This is a genomic window from Frigoribacterium salinisoli, assembly GCF_054781095.1.
Genome location: NZ_BAAGVB010000002.1, coordinates 1 through 15,641, shown reverse-complemented (window position 1 = coordinate 15,641; position 15,641 = coordinate 1). Strand labels below are relative to the sequence as shown.

Genomic DNA, 15,641 nt, shown 5'->3' with positions numbered 1-15,641 from the left:
GGAGAGCAGGAAGCTCGCGTGTCGTGTCTTGGAACGGGCGTGGGCCTACGTTCGCGGAGGCGGATCGACAGCGGGTCCACTCGTCGGGAACGGGGACAGTTCGGGCCGAACGTAGTCGGCGCGGTAGTTGCTCATGCCTTCGGCATCACGACGGCGGGTGCGCTGTGCAGGCACCGGCGTCAGGCCCTTCGCGACGCGGCGGTCGCGGTCCTTCGGCGCTCGGTGCTTGGCGGCGAGGAAGGTGACGATCTTGCGGATGTTCGCGGCCGTCGTGAGCATGGCGAGAAGGAACTGCTGAGCGGCGAGACCGCGCAGGCGCCGTGCGCTGGAGTCGGCGATGCGCTCGGGACCGGTCTTGATGAAGGCGTTGAAGCTCTCGATGCTGTTGCGGTCGCGGCGGTAGGTCTTGGACCACTCCTTGCTGCCATAAGGCAGCATCTGGTTCATCTTCTCGCCGTCCTCCGGGCGCACCGTGATCGAGGTCTGGCAGCAGACCTTGTCTGTCTGCTTGGGGACGTTGGCGCGCAGCACCTGCCGGCGTTCCTTGTCAGGCGATGCACGCTTGTCGAGCTTGCGGAGCGGGCACTCGACCGTCGCACTCGGGCCGAGGGCTGGGCAGCGCATCTTCACGTTGCCGTTGGCGTCGGGACCCTCCTTCTTGTGAAGTCGGTATGCGTCACGCTCGTCGATCTGCTGGGACCACTCGACGTTGTCGATCTCCTTGTTGTTGCGCCGCACCGTTGCATCGAGGAGCCGCTTCGGTGTACCGGGGCAGAACTGACCGCCTTCGACGAGCTTGGCTCCGCCGACCTGGCCCCGCACACCGGTCTGGTTCGCGCGGTTGTAGTCGAAGACGAGGCCGACGCCGAGCTCTCTCATCGGACGGTGGAAGTCCTCCATCGTGAGACCCGCGGAGTACCCAAGGTCGGACGACAGGCGCGCGATGTCGTAGCCGCGTTCCTGGATGTTCTTCACGAGCTCGACGGTGTGGAAGCCGATGCCCTTGTTGGGCGTCGTCAGGCTCGCCCCGCGGATCAGCTGCGGTGCTTCGGTGGGGTCACCTGTCGGGTCCTCGTTGACGTCGATGATGAGGTTAGCCGTGTAGGCGAGCAGCCACCGGCTCCGTGCCTGCTTGACGCTCGCCTTGCCGTTCTCCTTGGTGTGCTTGCTGAAGACGCGTTCCTTCTCTCCCTTGTCGATCGGGTAGAGGTCAGCTTCAAGCTCCATCGCGTACTTCGGCTGTTCCTTGTCCGTGCCCGCGATGAACATGGGCTGCTCGACGCCGTTCTCCCGCGGCCAACGGTTCTTCTGGCTCGGTGCACGCAGCACTGTCTGGTCGACGGAGAGCGCGAGACGCTGACGTCGCACGGCTCGAGGCAGGTTCTGGGCCGTGGCTTCCAGCAGCGTGTTCGTGAAGGTCATGCTGCGCTCGTGTGCCCGGCGTTCGATGTTCTTGTCCCGGAGCGCGTCAAGGCTGCTCCGCTCGTCGCGGGTGAGCAGGCGGCGGGGCGCCGGCCAGGCATCCCAGAGGTCGATGATGCGGTGCATCGCCCGCCATGCCAGGAAGTACCAGTCGTTGGGCTTGTCGTTGTCGTACAGGTGAGCGATGCCGAGCTCGCGACGGGCTTCATCGTCGAGACGGTGTTCGAAGACGCGGCCCATCTCGCGCACGAAGATCATGGACTGCTCCGATAGGAGCATCATCACCACGGTCAGGATGGCCAGGTCGTCGATCTTCGGTTTGACACCGCCCGGGGCTTTCTTCTCGCGGTCCTCCGCGCGCCAGGTCGCGAGGAGCTCGATGACGCCCGATGAACGGAGGAAGGTCATCCACTCACGGGCGTCGGCGCCGCGGAACCTGGTGGTCTTGGTCGACCCGCTGACGATCCGGTCGGCTGTGTAGATGCCATTGAAGAACTCCTCGTCGTGGAACGAGGGCTTGCCGGTCACTGAGTCGCTCCCGTTGAGCGGAGAAGCGCGTGAAGCTCAACCTCGGGCATGACCTTGGCCAAGGGCGCGTAGCGAAGGAGGGACGAGACGTTCTTGAAGCCAGCCGCGTAGACGATGCTCGCCAGGGGCAAAACGTTGATCTGGTCCACGATCCAGGTGATGCGGAGGCGGCGAATAGCAGGACCGTCGTATCGGGCGCCGTAGTGCATGAGCGCGATCTCCCGGGAGGACTCCTTGCGGTGGGGGATGACCGCGTAGTCATCGTCGCCGAGTCCCTCGAAGGCGATGTCTGCGTACGAATCCCACCCGACACGGATGGGGATGCTTCGCGGCGCCTTTCCGGTCACACGGACGACCCAGCCAGCCGGAGTGCGCGTCAAGTCGCGGCCACGGACCGCGGCGATCTCGGTTGCGCCGAGGCCTGCACCACCGGCAAGCGCGAGAAGCCCGTAAGAATCCCGGCGGGCTCGGTCGGTGGACCTCGACGCGGCCCAGCTCTCGAAAGCGGGAAGCTCGGCGTGCGAGAAGGGTCGTATCTCCCGGCTCTGCTTGTTGAGGCGGTGAGGAGACGGTTCGTAACCGAGCGCTTCAGCGAGGTTCAGGAGTCTGGTCTCGGCAAGCTGCTGCGTCTTGGCACTGGGGTAGGTGCGGGCGAAGCGGTAGATCATGGACGGGTAGAAGAGGTCATCGCGGCGCAGCTCCGCACCGGCGTCGTGGAACGCCCACACGACGTACCGACTCGCGAAGGTCAGGAGGATCCTCGTGTAGAGCATGTCGTGGGGTTTGGCGTCGAGGATGCACGCGAGCGTGAAGTCCCGCACAGGCAACCACTTGGTCGGGGCGATACGGCGCGGGTGGTAGCGCAAGATCGCCTCCTGAAGCTCCAGCGTGGCGTGGTCATTAGATTGACCAAAGTGTGCTACGGCACGCTCGAGTTGGGAAGAGGGGGAGGTCGGAGGTTGTGTCTCGTCAGGGGTGGTCACGAGAGATGGACATGCGACAAGACAAGGCCATCACGCGGTCTGGTGCGCTTTCAGCGCACATCTAGACTGCGGAGGTGCCTGATCCACGTTTCGAGCCGCGCTCCTACCTACGTGAGCCAGGCCGCTTCGGTCGCGACCCCGAAGCTCAGTGGGTCTCGGCGGTGTCGTTCTCGTCAGGCCAGCTCGACCAGTGGGGTGCTGCACGCATTCAGCATCGGCTGGCGTGCAGCATCCGAGTCGAGATAGCGAGACGGTTCCGCTCGGTCGGGACGTACGCGGCTGCCTCTGGGCAGAGTCCTGAGCGGCTGGGGCGTCTGCTCAGGGGTGAGGTCGTGATGCGTCTGGAAGACGTGGCAAATGCCCGTCGCCATTTGGGCGTCTGAGGGAACCTGGCCGACGCGGGAAGTGATCGTCCTGTCCCTATACGGACGTCATGGCCGCAGCCTCGGCTCGCGCCGGGGTGGTAGCTATCACCGAAGTGAGTCCCGCCGGGGGTCGTCGTCCGCTCTGGCGACGTAGGGCAAGAGCCGGTCGAGCGCTTCGGCTGACTGCAAGCCGGCGACCTCCAGCAATAGGTCGAGGGGCGTCCCCCGCCGGAGGTGTTCCACGATCCAGGTCGCTCGCATGCGTCGGGACTGCAGCTCGACCGTGGGGCGCGGATTCCGACTGACGAAGTCAGTGACGAGATTGATGTTCCCGCCTCGCTGACCGCTCCGGAATGCCCACCGGGAGGCTGCCTTGGACGCCGTTCGGCACTGCAGGAGGGGGGCCCACTGGGCAAGAACCGGGACGTCTCTCGCATCGTCACCCGACACGCGCACCATGACGCCCCGACTATCTGAGGTGATGTCCACGAGTTCTAGATCGATGATCTCCCGCCCCGTCAGTCCTGCCCCGAGTCCGAGCGCGAGGAGTGCGCCGGCGCTGGTCGTCCGTTCCTCGTCGTGCTGGCTACCGGCCCACGACAACAACGAAGCCACCTCGCTCGGGGTGTACGGACGTGACGCCTCAGCCTTGCCCAGGGCCCGGAATGTACCCGCAGCTTCGTCGCCCAGGAGCGCCTCCGACGTGCGTCTCAACCGAGCGCGCAGGGTGTTCTTGCCGGCCCTGCTGTACTGCCCGAGGTGATGTTGCACGAAGCGGTTGATGAACCGCGGGTCGAAGACGTTGTCATCTTCGAGGGGAACGCTCGCTGTCGCCCAGGCGAATAAAGCGAGACGGGAAACGGCCGGGTAGAGCTCCTTCTCGGAGTACGGCGTTCTGTGGGCTGTGTCTCGGACGACGCGCTGCACGTAGGGGCGGATGGCGGCCCACTGATCAGCAGGCATCTTCGGCGTGTACTGGTAATGAGCCGCAGCCGGCACCTCAGGCTCCCTCTCGGCCATGCGCCTCACCGCGTCGAGCTGCCGTTCGCGGCGTTCGTCAGCTTCATCGCTCACCAGCGCTCATCTCCAAGCTCGAAGGTGGTCATTACAATGACCAATTTGTGATACGTTCGACGGGGCGGCCGTGCGTGCGAGCTGGCGCGCCTAGCCTTGCGGCATGGGTAGAACTGCGCGCGCGAAACCAGCCGCGTTGGCCCCGTCCCCGTGGCCAGACGTTCGCTCGAACGACCCGATCGGGGAAGTGGCTCGCAGATTCGCGCAGAACCTTCGTCAGGCCGTCGGCAGTCGCAGCATCCGGTCGGTAGCCGAAGCTTCAGGTGTCACCCATACGACCCTGCTGAGCGTCCTTGCGGGCCAGGTGTGGCCGGACCTCGAAACGATCGCGAAGCTCGAGCGGGGGCTCGGCGTATCCCTCTGGCCGCGCCACAGCTGATCGTTCCAACGTGGCGGTCTCGGTCATGTCGATTCATCAGGCCTTTGCCCGCCCCCGGGGGCTGTCTGCGGCGAGGCTCTGTCGGGAACGTCCACCATGGTCACCTCGTCGGCCCTGGGGATTGGTGCGAACCGTTGCTGGTCGGCAGTGGGAAGTTCGTCGAGCCAGACTGCTCCTCGCTCTACCAGCCGGGCTCGAAGTGACGTTCCGGTGATGTTCTCTGCGGCGTCAGTGACCGGAGTTGCCTCGAGTTGGAACTCGCCGAGCCTGAGGCACAGCTCGAGATAGGTCAGATAGGTCTGTCGCACATGGGCCAAGAGCTCGTCGGGGGCATCTTCGGTACTCGTCTCGCGGAGCACGTCCGACGTCGGTGCCCAGCTGATCGACGCCTCGTGCTCATCTGTGGCTGCTGTGAGGCCCGAGAGTGGGCCGGCAGGATGAGCTCTCCATGTGACGCTGCTGCTTGGCCGGGCTAGGAGCGAGTCGCTCAGGTCCAGGACTAGCCCTTGAATGGTGATGATGCCGAAGGCCTTGCGCTGCCCCGAGGTCGGCTTCGCTTGTTTGCCTGCATTCATGGTCATTACTATTACCACCATCCATGCGAAGGGTCCAGGATCACGAAAAGTTAGAAGGTGGCGGGGTGGCCGAGGGCGAGCAGGCTGGAGGGCAACACGCGATTGTCGGATTAGGCGCGAGCCCGCCGCGCGTGGTCGTGTGGGGGGCGGATGTCTCGCGCGAGGCTCCAGGCTGGCGACTTGTTGGAGTCGATCTGGGAATGAGGGACGGGAGGCCCTTCGGGTCTCTCCACTTCGAGGCGGTTGACGGATCGCGCCGCGCTCGGGTCGCTGTCCGGTGGGACCACGTGTACGACCAGTTGCAGTGCTTCGTCACGGATCGGAGCTTTGCGGCGGAGGGTGAGCGCCTCGAGCGAGATGCTCGGCACCGTGTCGGCACGCTGATGGCCGCGTACGCGCAGATCGGGCTTGCAATCGTCGCTGGAACTGTCGCAGAAGGCTCACTGAGGGCCGCTTCGAACCTCGTGCCGATCGGTCCGAGGCATCCCGATTGATTGCCACTCGGGGGGTGGCGCGGTGAGCCCAGAACCCTTCGCAGAGCATCGGCCCAAGGTGATCACTCCTCGTAGTCGACTGCGCCTTCGATGACGAGAAACAGCATGAATAGCTGTTCTGCGAGCACTGCCAGGTCATAGGCGACGTCTTCCACCTGTGCCACGGTCAATGGGCGGTCCACCGTCCCTTTGGCCCTGACCCGGCTCGCCGAAGCTGGTCCTTTACCCGGTGTGGTCCACGCCCCGTGCAGCAGGTGGTTCCGGCTCTCCATCGCAACCCTCGAGTCGGCGGACAATCGCGTGAACATGTCGCGGACCTGCCCCTCGAAGCGGTGCAGCTTCACGAGCTTTGCGCCCAACTCGAGCAGGCCGCTGAAGGAGGCTCCCCGAGTCACCACAATTCCTATTTCGTTTGTCTCGCGGTCATCGTCGCTGACGAGGGCCATGACTGTGAACGCCAGCGTGCGCTCCAATCGAGCAGACCAGTACGCGACCTCGCCCATCGCGACCAGGTGCTCTCGATCGAGGCTGGTGGCGCGTACTCGGGCACGGTGTTCGGGAGAGGGGCGCTCGATCATGCATCAGCTCCGAGGGAGGCGGGCACCGATGCTAACGGGGTGACCGTCAACGGCTTGACTGGCGATAGGTGCCCAGGAGCCGACCGGGTGGCCAGGTTTCTTCCTGGCCCGCCCTCGCTTTTCTGCATCGGCTGGGCCGACCCTCCAAGACCTGCCTGGGCGTCATGCGGGGCTGTGAGGTAGGGAGCGACGATCGGCGAACAGGCGCATTCGAGGAGGGGCGACGAGGTCATTTCGGCAGTGTCACATAGGGGCCCGTCACCGGAATCTGTTTCGGACCACCTATCTGCGACAGTCGGATCAGTGCAGCTCTGAGGAAATGGTCGAGGTTGGCGATCGTCCGGTTGACGATCGCTAAGCCGCTTCTCTACTCGTTCTGCTTGAGCGTCAAAGGCACGGGGGTCCAGGTGCGGCCGTTGTCGTGACTGACGACAATGGCTCGATCATCGACGGCGAATTGAACGGTCTTGTCGCCTATGTCGATGATGTCGAAGGCTTGCGGTTGGCCTTCGAGCTGTCCGACCTGTGACCAGGTTGCGCTCCCTGGATCGAGAGACCATACGGTGCCGTCAATGGTTGCGCCAGCGATCGAATATGCAGATGAGGCGACGTGCACAAGTGGCGGCGCCTCGGGGCTAGGGGTCAGGGTGGCGCCGCGGTCGGTGCTGCGTTCCAGACCATCGGGACCTGCGGCCCAAAGGATCTCGGGGTTGGCCGAGTCGACGGCCAGTGACAGGGCCGTTGTTGTTGCTTCCGTTGTCCAGGTCGCACCGTCATCGTCGCTCCGAAGGATGGCCTGGGTGGTCGAGTTCAGCCCAAGGACGCTATCGGCGGCCGTCGTCAGGTCGTGAAAGTCGGCTTTGCCCTCCAGGCTGATGGTCTGCCACGTTGTCCCCGAGTCCTCACTGCGAAGCAGCCCCCGGTTGGACGGCGCTGTCGTCGGAGCGGTGACTGCGGGGTGGCCTGAGGCGATGAGTACGTCTTGCGGCGTGGTCGTGAGCCCCATGACGTCGAACCGGTCGTCACCGACCGGGATCAACGGTGCCTCTCGGGGGCGATCAGGGTCGACCGCGGTCAGGGCGAACTTCCACAGGCCGGTGTGTGTGCCCACGAGGACAACGGGGGAGTTGTCCACGTGAGCAAACGCGTGGACGTGTTCCAGGGATGCGTCAGCCGTCGGAGGGGCGGTGGTGGCGTTCGTGCACGCGGCCATGCCGAGGATCACTGCAGTCGTAGCGGCGAGTCCGGCGAGGGCTTTCGTGGGGCGCATGTGTGACGTGGTGATGGTGATTTCCTGTCGGGCGGGCGGTCAGCCGAGTCGAATGCCGCGGGCGGACATGAAGGGCGCGGGGTCCGTGGAGGTACCTCCTGGTCGCACTTCGTAGTGCAGATGGCAGCCGGTGGACCCGCCTGTCGAACCGGCACGAGCGATCAGTTGCCCGGCTTCGACCCGCTGGCCGCGGCTGACGAGCAGCCCACCGTTTTCGATGTGGGCGTAGCCGGTCTGAATGCCGTTAGCGTGTTCGAGGAGGATCCAGTTGCCGTAGCTGCCGTAGACCCCTGAGTAGGCCACGGTGCCGGCCGAAGCGGCGTAGATCGGTACCCCGCATCCCCCAGCGATGTCGATCCCGGAGTGCAACTTCCAGACCCGTTGAATGGGGTGAATTCGGTACCCGTAGGCGCTGACCATTCGACCGGTGGTGGGGTTGGCCCATCCGCTCCCGGCTACTTGACCGGCAGACGTTGCAGCCGCGGCCGCAGCGGCAGCCCGGGCGGCTGCTTCCGCCTGGATGCGTGCCCGTTCTGCGGCCCGGGCAGCTTCGCCGGCGGCGAAGTCCTGCTCGGTCGCGGCACGCTGATCCGTGAGCACGGCAAGCTGCGCTTGCAGCTCAGCTTGCTTGTCGACTTGCACTGCCAGTGCCTCATCGGCTGCCGCGGAGGCAGCCTCGGCGTCCCGGCGGGCGTCATCGGCTTCCTGGCGGAGAGCGTCGCGGGCGTCCCGGGCGAGGGCCGCCTGATCGCCGAGGCCCTGAGCGATGTTCTGATCCTGGCTTGCGTCGACGTAGATGCCTTGGCTTGTTTCAGCGAGCTTGTCGGCAAACCCCAGCTGAGAGAGAAAATCGTCCGGGTCCTGGGCGCCGGTGAGCAGGGTGCTGGTCAAGTCCTGGCCGCCGCTGCGTGCTTGCGACGCGATGATCTGAGCTGCCCGGTCTCGAGACTGGGTGGCGGTGGCCTCGGCTGTGCGGGCCTGCTCCTGGAGTGTGTCTGCTTGGTACGCCGCGTCGAGGAACTGAGCGTCTGCTTCCTCGTACTCGGCGCCACGGGTCAGAGCGAGCTCAGCGCTGGCAGTGGCCGCGGAGTCGAGTTCTGCGATCTGCGTCGTGATCTGCGCCACGAGGGCCTGGCCTTCCGTTTCGGAGGCACGAGCTGCTTCGACCTCGGCCCACGTCGGGTACTCAACTGCGGACGCCTGCCCCACCGGGGTGAGGACGGCAACAACCATCGCCACCACCGTGATGCTCCCCAGAACGAGCCTCACCCGGAAGGGACGGATGATGTGGCCACGACCGGGTGGCTGTTGTGCGGGCGTCATGTCAGAGCACCCGGCCGGCGTTGGTTTCGAGCCACAGCTGCGGGTCGATCTGAAGTGTGCCGCCAAGCAAGATGCTCAGGTGCAGGTGCGCACCGGTGCTGACCCCGCTGTTGCCTACCCGGCCCACCAGGTCCCCGACATTGACACGGTCTCCGACCCGCAGGGGGCTGGAACCGAGGACCATGTGGGCGTAGAGGCTGCTGACGGTCTGGCCATCGATCTGGTGGTCGATGATGGCGTACTGCCCGTACGCCCCGCCCATCCCCGACACACGAACGGTGCCGGCAGCGATCGCCCCGATGGGGGTGTTCTTGCCCGGGACCATGTCGATTCCCTCGTGCATGGCCGAACACGCACCGCACGGCCGCGCCCGGGGCCCGAAGTCCGAGCTGAGGGGGGTTACCCCAGGGAAGGGCCACCGAATGTCCCCGGTCCCGGTATTGACCTGGGCTGCTGCTCCGGCACCTCCCGAGGTAGCACTTTGTGTGGTGGCGAGTGCTTGCTCGGTCACGGCGTAGCCGTCTCGACCGTCAACGGACAATGCCACCACGGAGGCGGCAAGGGATTGTCCACTGATCGGGGCAACAACACTCGTCGGGGTGGCCCCGCCCGCCAGATCAGAGGCAGTAGCCGGGGTCGTGTTTGCGGTGAAGAACATCGCCACCGCCAGCGCCCCGATAACAGGACCCAGGGTGCGGAGCTTGCGGGGACGAGCCGGTACCGACCAGGCGCTCTCGGGGAGCTGCTCCACAGCCCACGGCCGGGCTCGAGGTGCTGCTCCGGGAAGTGTTGCTCGAAGCTTGGTTCGGGCGGTGGATGGGAGCGGTTCTGCTGCTTGGTAGGTGCGTCGGCGGGGGGCCGACGGTGAGGAGGAGGGGCCGGCGGTGCGTTCGCGGGCGAGCGCTTCCCGGCGAGTGAGGGCGGCAGGAGGCACGGGGGCAGAAAGATTTTGGGGCACCAGGAAGCTTTCGATGGTGTGAGAAGTACGACGGGTGCGCGGGCACAGGGCACCGCCCAGGGGCAAGGCACCGGCTGGGTGCCTCGCCCCGTGGAAGGGTCAGAGGGAGCTGAGAAGGCTGTCCATCTGGTCGATCTGTGCCGTCTGAGATTCGACGATGTTCTTCGCCATCTCGACTGCGTCGGGGTTTTCCCCGCCGTCGACTTCCTGCTGCGCCATGTCCACGGCGCCCTTGTGGTGCTCGGTCATCTGCTCCAAGAACAGGCGTGACGCCTCCGTGCCCGAGGCATCCTCGAGGGAGGTCATGTCGGATTCGCTCATCATGCCGTCCATGGAGTGATCCATCGACGCAGACGTGTCCTGACCCCAGTCACCCAGCCACGTGGTGAGCTGATCGATCTCAGGCCCCTGCTCGTCCTTGATGGTTTCTGCCAGCGCGAGGACGTCGGAGTCGACGGTGTCGCCCTTGCTGATGAGGGTGTCGCTCATCTCGACGGCCTGCTCGTGGTGGGGCAGCATCATCTGGGCGAACATGACGTCCTGGTCGTTGAACACCGCCGCCTCAGAGGCAGCGGACGATCCCGAGGACGTGTCGGAGGTGGAAGTGTCGGCGCAGCCAGCGAGGGCCAGCGCGGCGATGACGGCGGTGGCGCCAACGAAGAAAGTTTTGGTGCGGTTCATGGTGTGTGTCCCTTGGGGTGAGAAAGTGTGCGGCACGCTGAACGGCCGCGGGTCTCGTATCGGGGAGCTGGTCCCCAAGGGGCAGGTTTAGACGCGGAGAATGCTGAGCTGCGCCAGATTCGGAGCAGGGCGCAGGACGGTGATTGTCGGCAGTGCCGGCATCGCGCCCAGGGTCTTAGACAGGATGAACAAGGCGCGGGCTCCCCGGCGTCGCAGGAGCGCCCAGGTGGACACGATCAACACCATCAGGCAGGCCATGCCCATGATCGCGCAGAGCATCGCGCAGAGCCCGCCGCAATCATCAGCGCCCGCCACGGTGACGTCGCCTGTGCCCGCAGGCGCAGCCGAGAACGCCGTGGTGGTCGCGGTGGTGTCGTGGGCTGTTGCGGCGTCGTGTTCGTGACTGGCGGTTGTGGTGGCCGTGTGGGTTCCGGTGTGACCGGCGAGCGTGTGCATTAACAGGGCACTACCGACCAGAAGAAGAATCAGCACCACCGCGGTCGCCAGACGCCCCAACCCCGTAGGGATGCGCGTCGGGTGGCCGGTCATGACTCTCCTTTGGTGTAGTCGGTCAGAGTGTACAAGTCGAAGACGAGTGCACCCAGTGGGTTCCGGGCGTCGCGAGCTGAGGTGAGACGCCGGTCAGCGGTGGCGGTGCAGGACCGTCTCGACGCTCGCTTTGGGGCTGAGATCCAAGCGTCGAAGCAGTTGAGCATTGAGGGCGACAACGATCGTGGACACCGACATCAGGAGCGCGCCGATCGACATGGGGAGGATGAACCCGACAGGGGCGAGCACCCCGGCAGCGAGAGGCACGGAGAGCAAGTTGTAGCCAGCAGCCCACCAGAGGTTCTGGGTCATCTTCCGATAGCTGCTGCGGGACAGTTCGATGACGGACAGCACCGACCGTGGGTCATCCGAGGCCAGGATCACCCCTGCGGAGGCAATGGCGACGTCTGTTCCCGCACCGATCGCAATCCCGACGTCGGCCTGCGCGAGGGCCGGGGCATCGTTCACCCCGTCACCCACCATCGCCACTTTGTGACCCTCCGTCTGGAGCTGTTTGACCTTGGAGGATTTGTCCTCGGGGCGGATGCCGGCGAAGTACCGGCTGATGCCCAGCTCCCGGGCAACGGTCGAGGCGACAGCGTCGGCGTCGCCGGTGATCATCACCGGCTCCACACCGAGCGCTTTTAGCGCGTCGATCGCGTCGCGGGACTCCGGGCGCACCTCATCAGCCAGCGCAAGCGCGCCCGCCACATGCCCGTCGATCACGATGTGCAGAATGATCGAACCGTCCTCCCGCCACGTGTTCGCGATCTCAAGTTCGGTCCCGTGTTCCTGGGTCAGCAGGGCAGGGCCACCCACCTGCACGTGCCGGCCGGTCACCGTGGCGCTGACACCGACCGCGGGGGAGGAGGTGAAGTCAGTTGCTGGCGTCAGGGCCAGGTGTCGTTCGCGGGCGGCAGTCACGATCGCTTTCGCGAGGGGATGCTCGGAATCGTTCTCCGCGGACGCCGCGAGGGCGAGGAGTTCGTCCGCGGACATCGTGCCAACAGGTTCGATGGCGGTCACGGCCGGGGTGCCTCGGGTCAGGGTGCCGGTCTTGTCGAACAGGACAACGCTGACGGTCCGCATGCTCTCCAACGCCAGGCGGTCCTTGACGAGTACCCCGCCCCGGGCGGCGCGCTCGGTCGCGATCGACACGACCAGGGGAATCGCCAATCCCAACGCGTGAGGGCACGCGATCACCAGCACGGTGATCGTCCGAATGACGGCCTCGTCGGGTTGTCCCACCAAGCTCCACACGATCGCGGTGATGATTCCCGCACCCAGGGCGAACCAGAACAACCAGCCCGCCGCGGTGTCGGCGATCCTCTGCGCGCGGGAGGAAGAGTTCTGTGCGTCTGTGACGAGGCGTTGAATGCCGGCCAGGGCGGTGTCGTGCCCGACTGCGGCGACGGTGACTCGGATACCGGAATCGGTGGCCACGGTTCCCGCGATGACCTGGTCGCCAGCCGCCCGGCGAACGGGGCGAGATTCCCCGGTGATCATCGACTCATCCATGCTCGCCGATCCGTCCGTGATGACCCCGTCAGCGGGCACTCGGCCCCCAGGACGGACGACGATCACATCCCCTACGACAAGAGATTCCGGCGGCACGGTTTCGGTGGTGTCCCCAGTGACACGTTCGGCTTCGTCGGGGAGGAGGGCGGCGAGAGAGTCAAGGGCTGACGTGGTCTGGGCAAGGGAGCGCATCTCGACCCAGTGACCCAGGAGCATGATCACGATCAGGAGCGCCAGCTCCCACCAGAAATCGAGCGCCGCATCCAGAAGCGACAGGCTTGCCCCAAGGGATGCGATGAACGCCACCGTGATCGCCAACCCGATGAGGAGCATCATCCCCGGTTTCCGTGCCCGCAGCTCCGACACTGCCCCGACGAGGAACGGCTTCCCGCCCCACACGTACATCACGGCTCCCAGGAGCGGCGAGACCCAGGGAACCCAACCTGCGTCGGGGAGGCCATAGCCCAAGAGCATCGAGAACATGCTCGAGAACCCCACGACTGGGACTGCGATGACGAGCATGATCCAGAACAGTCGGCGGAACTGCGCCACATGGTCGCCGTGCCCACCATGACCTGAGCCGTGGTCATGACCGGAGGTGTGCCCCGACTCCTCGGAACCTGCATCGTTGGCCTCGAGAGTGCCGTGAGTGTGCTGGTGTTTGGACTGCGCCATGAGCGTGCCTCCCTGCGTGCCCACAGATGGGCACTCGCGGCCTACCACCATGCCATTTGCATGGCCATCACCGGACCCAACCATATACCCCCCCAGGGTATATTCCCGTTTTACTAGGTTCGATTCGTGATGGGCGAGCAATTGATGAATGCACCGGTGAGCGACCGTCTCGTTAGACGGTCCCCCACTGGATCACTTGCTGTGGGGCGAGCGCACTCGGAGAGGACGCCGTCGTGGTCGTTCCGTGTCGTCGGTGAGCGTGGGCGGAAACGGTCCCTAACGTCGTAGCGTCTAGGGATGCAGCAGCCCAGGGGCCTCGATCAGCTCGTATCGGAATGGCGGAGCTCCGGACCAGGACGTGCGCGCTTCGTGCCGGGCTTCGACCCATCAGGTGGAGGAGCAGCGGCGACAGTTCTCGTGCTGATGGAATCACCCGGTCCTGCCACGATCAAGCAGGGCGAGGACGCGATCAGCAGTGAGGACAACCCGGGGCCGACGGCGTCTGCGTTCAGGCGAGCACGGATCGAGTCGGGTCTGGGCAGGAACGTCTACCTGCGATGGAACATCGTCCCGTGGGCCCTTGGTCGGGCGCCGACCGTCACCGATCTCGACGAGGCACGCCCTGCCCTGGCTCAGCTGCTCGTTTCTCTGCCGCAGCTGCGGGCGATCGTGACCTTCGGCACTCCGGCCCTGACGGGCGTGATGAGGTACTTCACCCTGGAACCGCGTGCGAGGGTCGTGCCCGTGCTCGCGGCACCCCATCTGTCGCCGGCGAACGCCACCCGCGCCGGCGAGAAGCACCTGCGGGCCGTCACGGCCCTACGGCACGCTTCGCTTCTCTGATCATCTCGGCGAGGAGTCGGGGCTGTGCTGCGACGCGGCGATCACGGCCAGGAGATCCTGCGCCCCGGCGCTCAGACCGGCCGACCACACGGCGCGGAACGGGCGCCTCAGGTCGACGGCTGCCGGGACGGTGACGAGGCGCCCGGCACGGAGGTCGTCCTCGACCAGCAACGAGCTGATGACTCCCGGACCCACACCGCCGGCGATGGCCGCCCGGATGGCGCCCGTCGACGACAACTGCGCAGCGGGTTCTGCCATCAGGGCAGGGTCGATCCCCAGGGCGAGCTCGAGGGTCCGGCGGGTGCCCGAGCCCGACTCCCGAGACACGAGCGGTGTGGATGCGAGATCCGCTGCCGTCACGGGTTCGGACTTCGATGCCCATGCGTGCCTCGGCGAGACGACGACGAGCAGTTCGTCGACACCCAGGACGGTCGTGGCGAGCCCGTCGGCCTCATCAGGGGTCTCCGTGAACCCGAGGTGCGCGCGCCCCGAACGGACCTCGTCGACGACCCAGTCGCTGTTGCCCGATTCCAGGCGTACCCGGACACGATCCGCTGCCGCTGTCATCCAGCGTGGCATCAGCGCCTCTGACACCGTCTGACTCGCCGCGACGAGGAGAGCGTCGGAGGCGCCGGTCATCAGGGTGTGCAGCGATCGTTCGAAGGTGGTCGCCGCCTCGAGCAGGGGTCGGCCCCACTCGCACACCAGGAGTCCGTGCTCGGTCAGCGCCGAGCCCGCCCGAGAGCGGACGAGCAACGTACGACCCAGCCGCCGCTCGGCGCCCGTGATGCGAGACGACGCCGCCTGCTGGCTGATGCCCACCGATGTCGCGGCCCGGCCCAGACTGCCCGATCTCGAGATCGCCTCCAGCAGTCGGAGCGTCTCGAGATCAACAGGGAGTCCGGTCACAAGGATCGATTGTGACACCACAAGCATCCGCCCGTATCGGCAGCCGGACGCACGTACGAAGATCGAGGCATGCCTGCCGCGATCACACCGACTGTCGCCCCTCCCCGCACGCACGGTCTGTTCCGCCAGCTCGAGCACCGCGGGCAGATCGTGTCGAACCTGACCCCGAACTGGTTCGCGTCGATCATGGGGACCGGCATCGTCGCCAACGCCGCGGCGACCCTGCCGTTGCAGTTCCCGGGGCTGCGCCCTGCCGCGACCATCGTCTGGGCACTGGCCAGCGTGTTGTTGGTCGCTCTCAGCACGGCGACCGTCATGCACTGGGTGCGTTACCGAGCCACCGCGCGGGGGCATCGACTCAATCCGGTGATGGCGCACTTCTACGGGGCACCGCCCATGGCGCTGCTGACCGTCGGCGCGGGCACCCTGCTCTTGGGCAGAGACGTCCTCGGTACGCCCCTGGCGGTCGGCATCGACTGGGTGTTGTGGACCATCGGTACGGTGCTCGGCCTCGTCA

At 65.9% G+C, this 15,641-nt stretch carries 15 protein-coding genes; 3 read left to right on the top strand and 12 right to left on the bottom strand.

What is annotated here, in order from left to right:
• Positions 1 to 45: 45 nt before the first annotated feature.
• From ACYVHQ_RS05900 to ACYVHQ_RS05890, 3 genes are all read right to left on the bottom strand, one after another.
• A complete protein-coding gene (locus ACYVHQ_RS05900; protein ID WP_133739126.1) occupies positions 46 to 1,950 on the bottom strand; it encodes a hypothetical protein in 1,905 nt (634 codons plus the stop codon).
• Complete coding sequence (locus ACYVHQ_RS05895) at positions 1,947 to 2,933, bottom strand: hypothetical protein (protein ID WP_133739127.1); 987 nt, start codon at positions 2,931 to 2,933, stop codon at positions 1,947 to 1,949. The genes ACYVHQ_RS05900 and ACYVHQ_RS05895 overlap by 4 nt, the downstream gene beginning before the upstream one ends.
• A gap of 470 nt (positions 2,934 to 3,403) precedes the next feature.
• Complete coding sequence (locus ACYVHQ_RS05890; protein WP_055811461.1) at positions 3,404 to 4,372, bottom strand: hypothetical protein; 969 nt, start codon at positions 4,370 to 4,372, stop codon at positions 3,404 to 3,406.
• Between the two features lie 103 nt (positions 4,373 to 4,475).
• Here ACYVHQ_RS05890 and ACYVHQ_RS05885 point away from each other — a divergent pair, with 103 nt between their 5' ends.
• The gene (locus ACYVHQ_RS05885) at positions 4,476 to 4,751 is read left to right on the top strand and encodes a helix-turn-helix domain-containing protein (protein ID WP_082486596.1); all 276 of its coding nucleotides are present in this window, start codon (positions 4,476 to 4,478) and stop codon (positions 4,749 to 4,751) included.
• Between the two features lie 23 nt (positions 4,752 to 4,774).
• Here ACYVHQ_RS05885 and ACYVHQ_RS05880 read toward each other — a convergent pair whose 3' ends face one another.
• The 8 genes from ACYVHQ_RS05880 to ACYVHQ_RS05845 form a co-directional block, all read right to left on the bottom strand.
• The gene (locus ACYVHQ_RS05880; RefSeq protein ID WP_460511261.1) at positions 4,775 to 5,347 is read right to left on the bottom strand and encodes a hypothetical protein; all 573 of its coding nucleotides are present in this window, start codon (positions 5,345 to 5,347) and stop codon (positions 4,775 to 4,777) included.
• A 535-nt stretch (positions 5,348 to 5,882) separates the two neighbouring features.
• Positions 5,883 to 6,398 carry a hypothetical protein gene (locus ACYVHQ_RS05875; protein WP_137846767.1) on the bottom strand — a complete coding sequence of 172 codons (516 nt, stop codon included), beginning with the start codon at positions 6,396 to 6,398 and terminating at the stop codon, positions 5,883 to 5,885.
• A 367-nt stretch (positions 6,399 to 6,765) separates the two neighbouring features.
• Positions 6,766 to 7,623, bottom strand: a complete 858-nt coding sequence (locus tag ACYVHQ_RS05870; RefSeq protein ID WP_056260078.1) for a F510_1955 family glycosylhydrolase — start codon at positions 7,621 to 7,623, stop codon at positions 6,766 to 6,768.
• Positions 7,624 to 7,707: 84 nt separating this feature from the next.
• Positions 7,708 to 8,937, bottom strand: coding sequence for a peptidoglycan DD-metalloendopeptidase family protein (locus ACYVHQ_RS05865; RefSeq protein WP_056260075.1), 1,230 nt, complete (start codon positions 8,935 to 8,937; stop codon positions 7,708 to 7,710).
• A gap of 55 nt (positions 8,938 to 8,992) precedes the next feature.
• Positions 8,993 to 9,334, bottom strand: a complete 342-nt coding sequence (locus tag ACYVHQ_RS05860; RefSeq protein ID WP_223269462.1) for a M23 family metallopeptidase — start codon at positions 9,332 to 9,334, stop codon at positions 8,993 to 8,995.
• Between the two features lie 714 nt (positions 9,335 to 10,048).
• Positions 10,049 to 10,630, bottom strand: a complete 582-nt coding sequence (locus ACYVHQ_RS05855) for a DUF305 domain-containing protein (protein WP_056260071.1) — start codon at positions 10,628 to 10,630, stop codon at positions 10,049 to 10,051.
• Positions 10,631 to 10,717: 87 nt separating this feature from the next.
• On the bottom strand, positions 10,718 to 11,179 hold the full coding sequence (locus tag ACYVHQ_RS05850) for a hypothetical protein (protein WP_056260069.1): 462 nt from the start codon (positions 11,177 to 11,179) through the stop codon (positions 10,718 to 10,720).
• Positions 11,180 to 11,272: 93 nt separating this feature from the next.
• A complete protein-coding gene (locus tag ACYVHQ_RS05845; protein WP_460511260.1) occupies positions 11,273 to 13,372 on the bottom strand; it encodes a heavy metal translocating P-type ATPase in 2,100 nt (699 codons plus the stop codon).
• Between the two features lie 297 nt (positions 13,373 to 13,669).
• Between ACYVHQ_RS05845 and ACYVHQ_RS05840 the strand changes: the two genes are divergently transcribed.
• Complete coding sequence (locus ACYVHQ_RS05840) at positions 13,670 to 14,215, top strand: uracil-DNA glycosylase family protein (RefSeq protein WP_043594580.1); 546 nt, start codon at positions 13,670 to 13,672, stop codon at positions 14,213 to 14,215.
• On the opposite strand, the gene ACYVHQ_RS05835 is transcribed toward ACYVHQ_RS05840, so the two are convergent.
• A complete protein-coding gene (locus ACYVHQ_RS05835; RefSeq protein WP_167260826.1) occupies positions 14,216 to 15,142 on the bottom strand; it encodes a LysR family transcriptional regulator in 927 nt (308 codons plus the stop codon).
• A gap of 51 nt (positions 15,143 to 15,193) precedes the next feature.
• Here ACYVHQ_RS05835 and ACYVHQ_RS05830 point away from each other — a divergent pair.
• Positions 15,194 to 15,641, top strand: a 448-nt coding sequence (locus tag ACYVHQ_RS05830; RefSeq protein WP_460511259.1) for an SLAC1 family transporter, incomplete at its 3' end; no start/stop codon positions are given.

Bases quoted from the DNA above. Each gene is read 5' to 3' on its own strand.
- ACYVHQ_RS05885 (WP_082486596.1), top strand. From the start codon at position 4,476: ATGGGTAGAACTGCGCGCGCGAAACCAGCCGCGTTGGCCCCGTCCCCG.
- ACYVHQ_RS05880 (WP_460511261.1), bottom strand. From the start codon at position 5,347: ATGGTGGTAATAGTAATGACCATGAATGCAGGCAAACAAGCGAAGCCG.
- ACYVHQ_RS05875 (WP_137846767.1), bottom strand. From the start codon at position 6,398: ATGATCGAGCGCCCCTCTCCCGAACACCGTGCCCGAGTACGCGCCACC.
- ACYVHQ_RS05860 (WP_223269462.1), bottom strand. From the start codon at position 9,334: ATGCACGAGGGAATCGACATGGTCCCGGGCAAGAACACCCCCATCGGG.
- ACYVHQ_RS05855 (WP_056260071.1), bottom strand. From the start codon at position 10,630: ATGAACCGCACCAAAACTTTCTTCGTTGGCGCCACCGCCGTCATCGCC.
- ACYVHQ_RS05850 (WP_056260069.1), bottom strand. From the start codon at position 11,179: ATGACCGGCCACCCGACGCGCATCCCTACGGGGTTGGGGCGTCTGGCG.
- ACYVHQ_RS05845 (WP_460511260.1), bottom strand. From the start codon at position 13,372: ATGGCGCAGTCCAAACACCAGCACACTCACGGCACTCTCGAGGCCAAC.
- ACYVHQ_RS05840 (WP_043594580.1), top strand. From the start codon at position 13,670: ATGCAGCAGCCCAGGGGCCTCGATCAGCTCGTATCGGAATGGCGGAGC.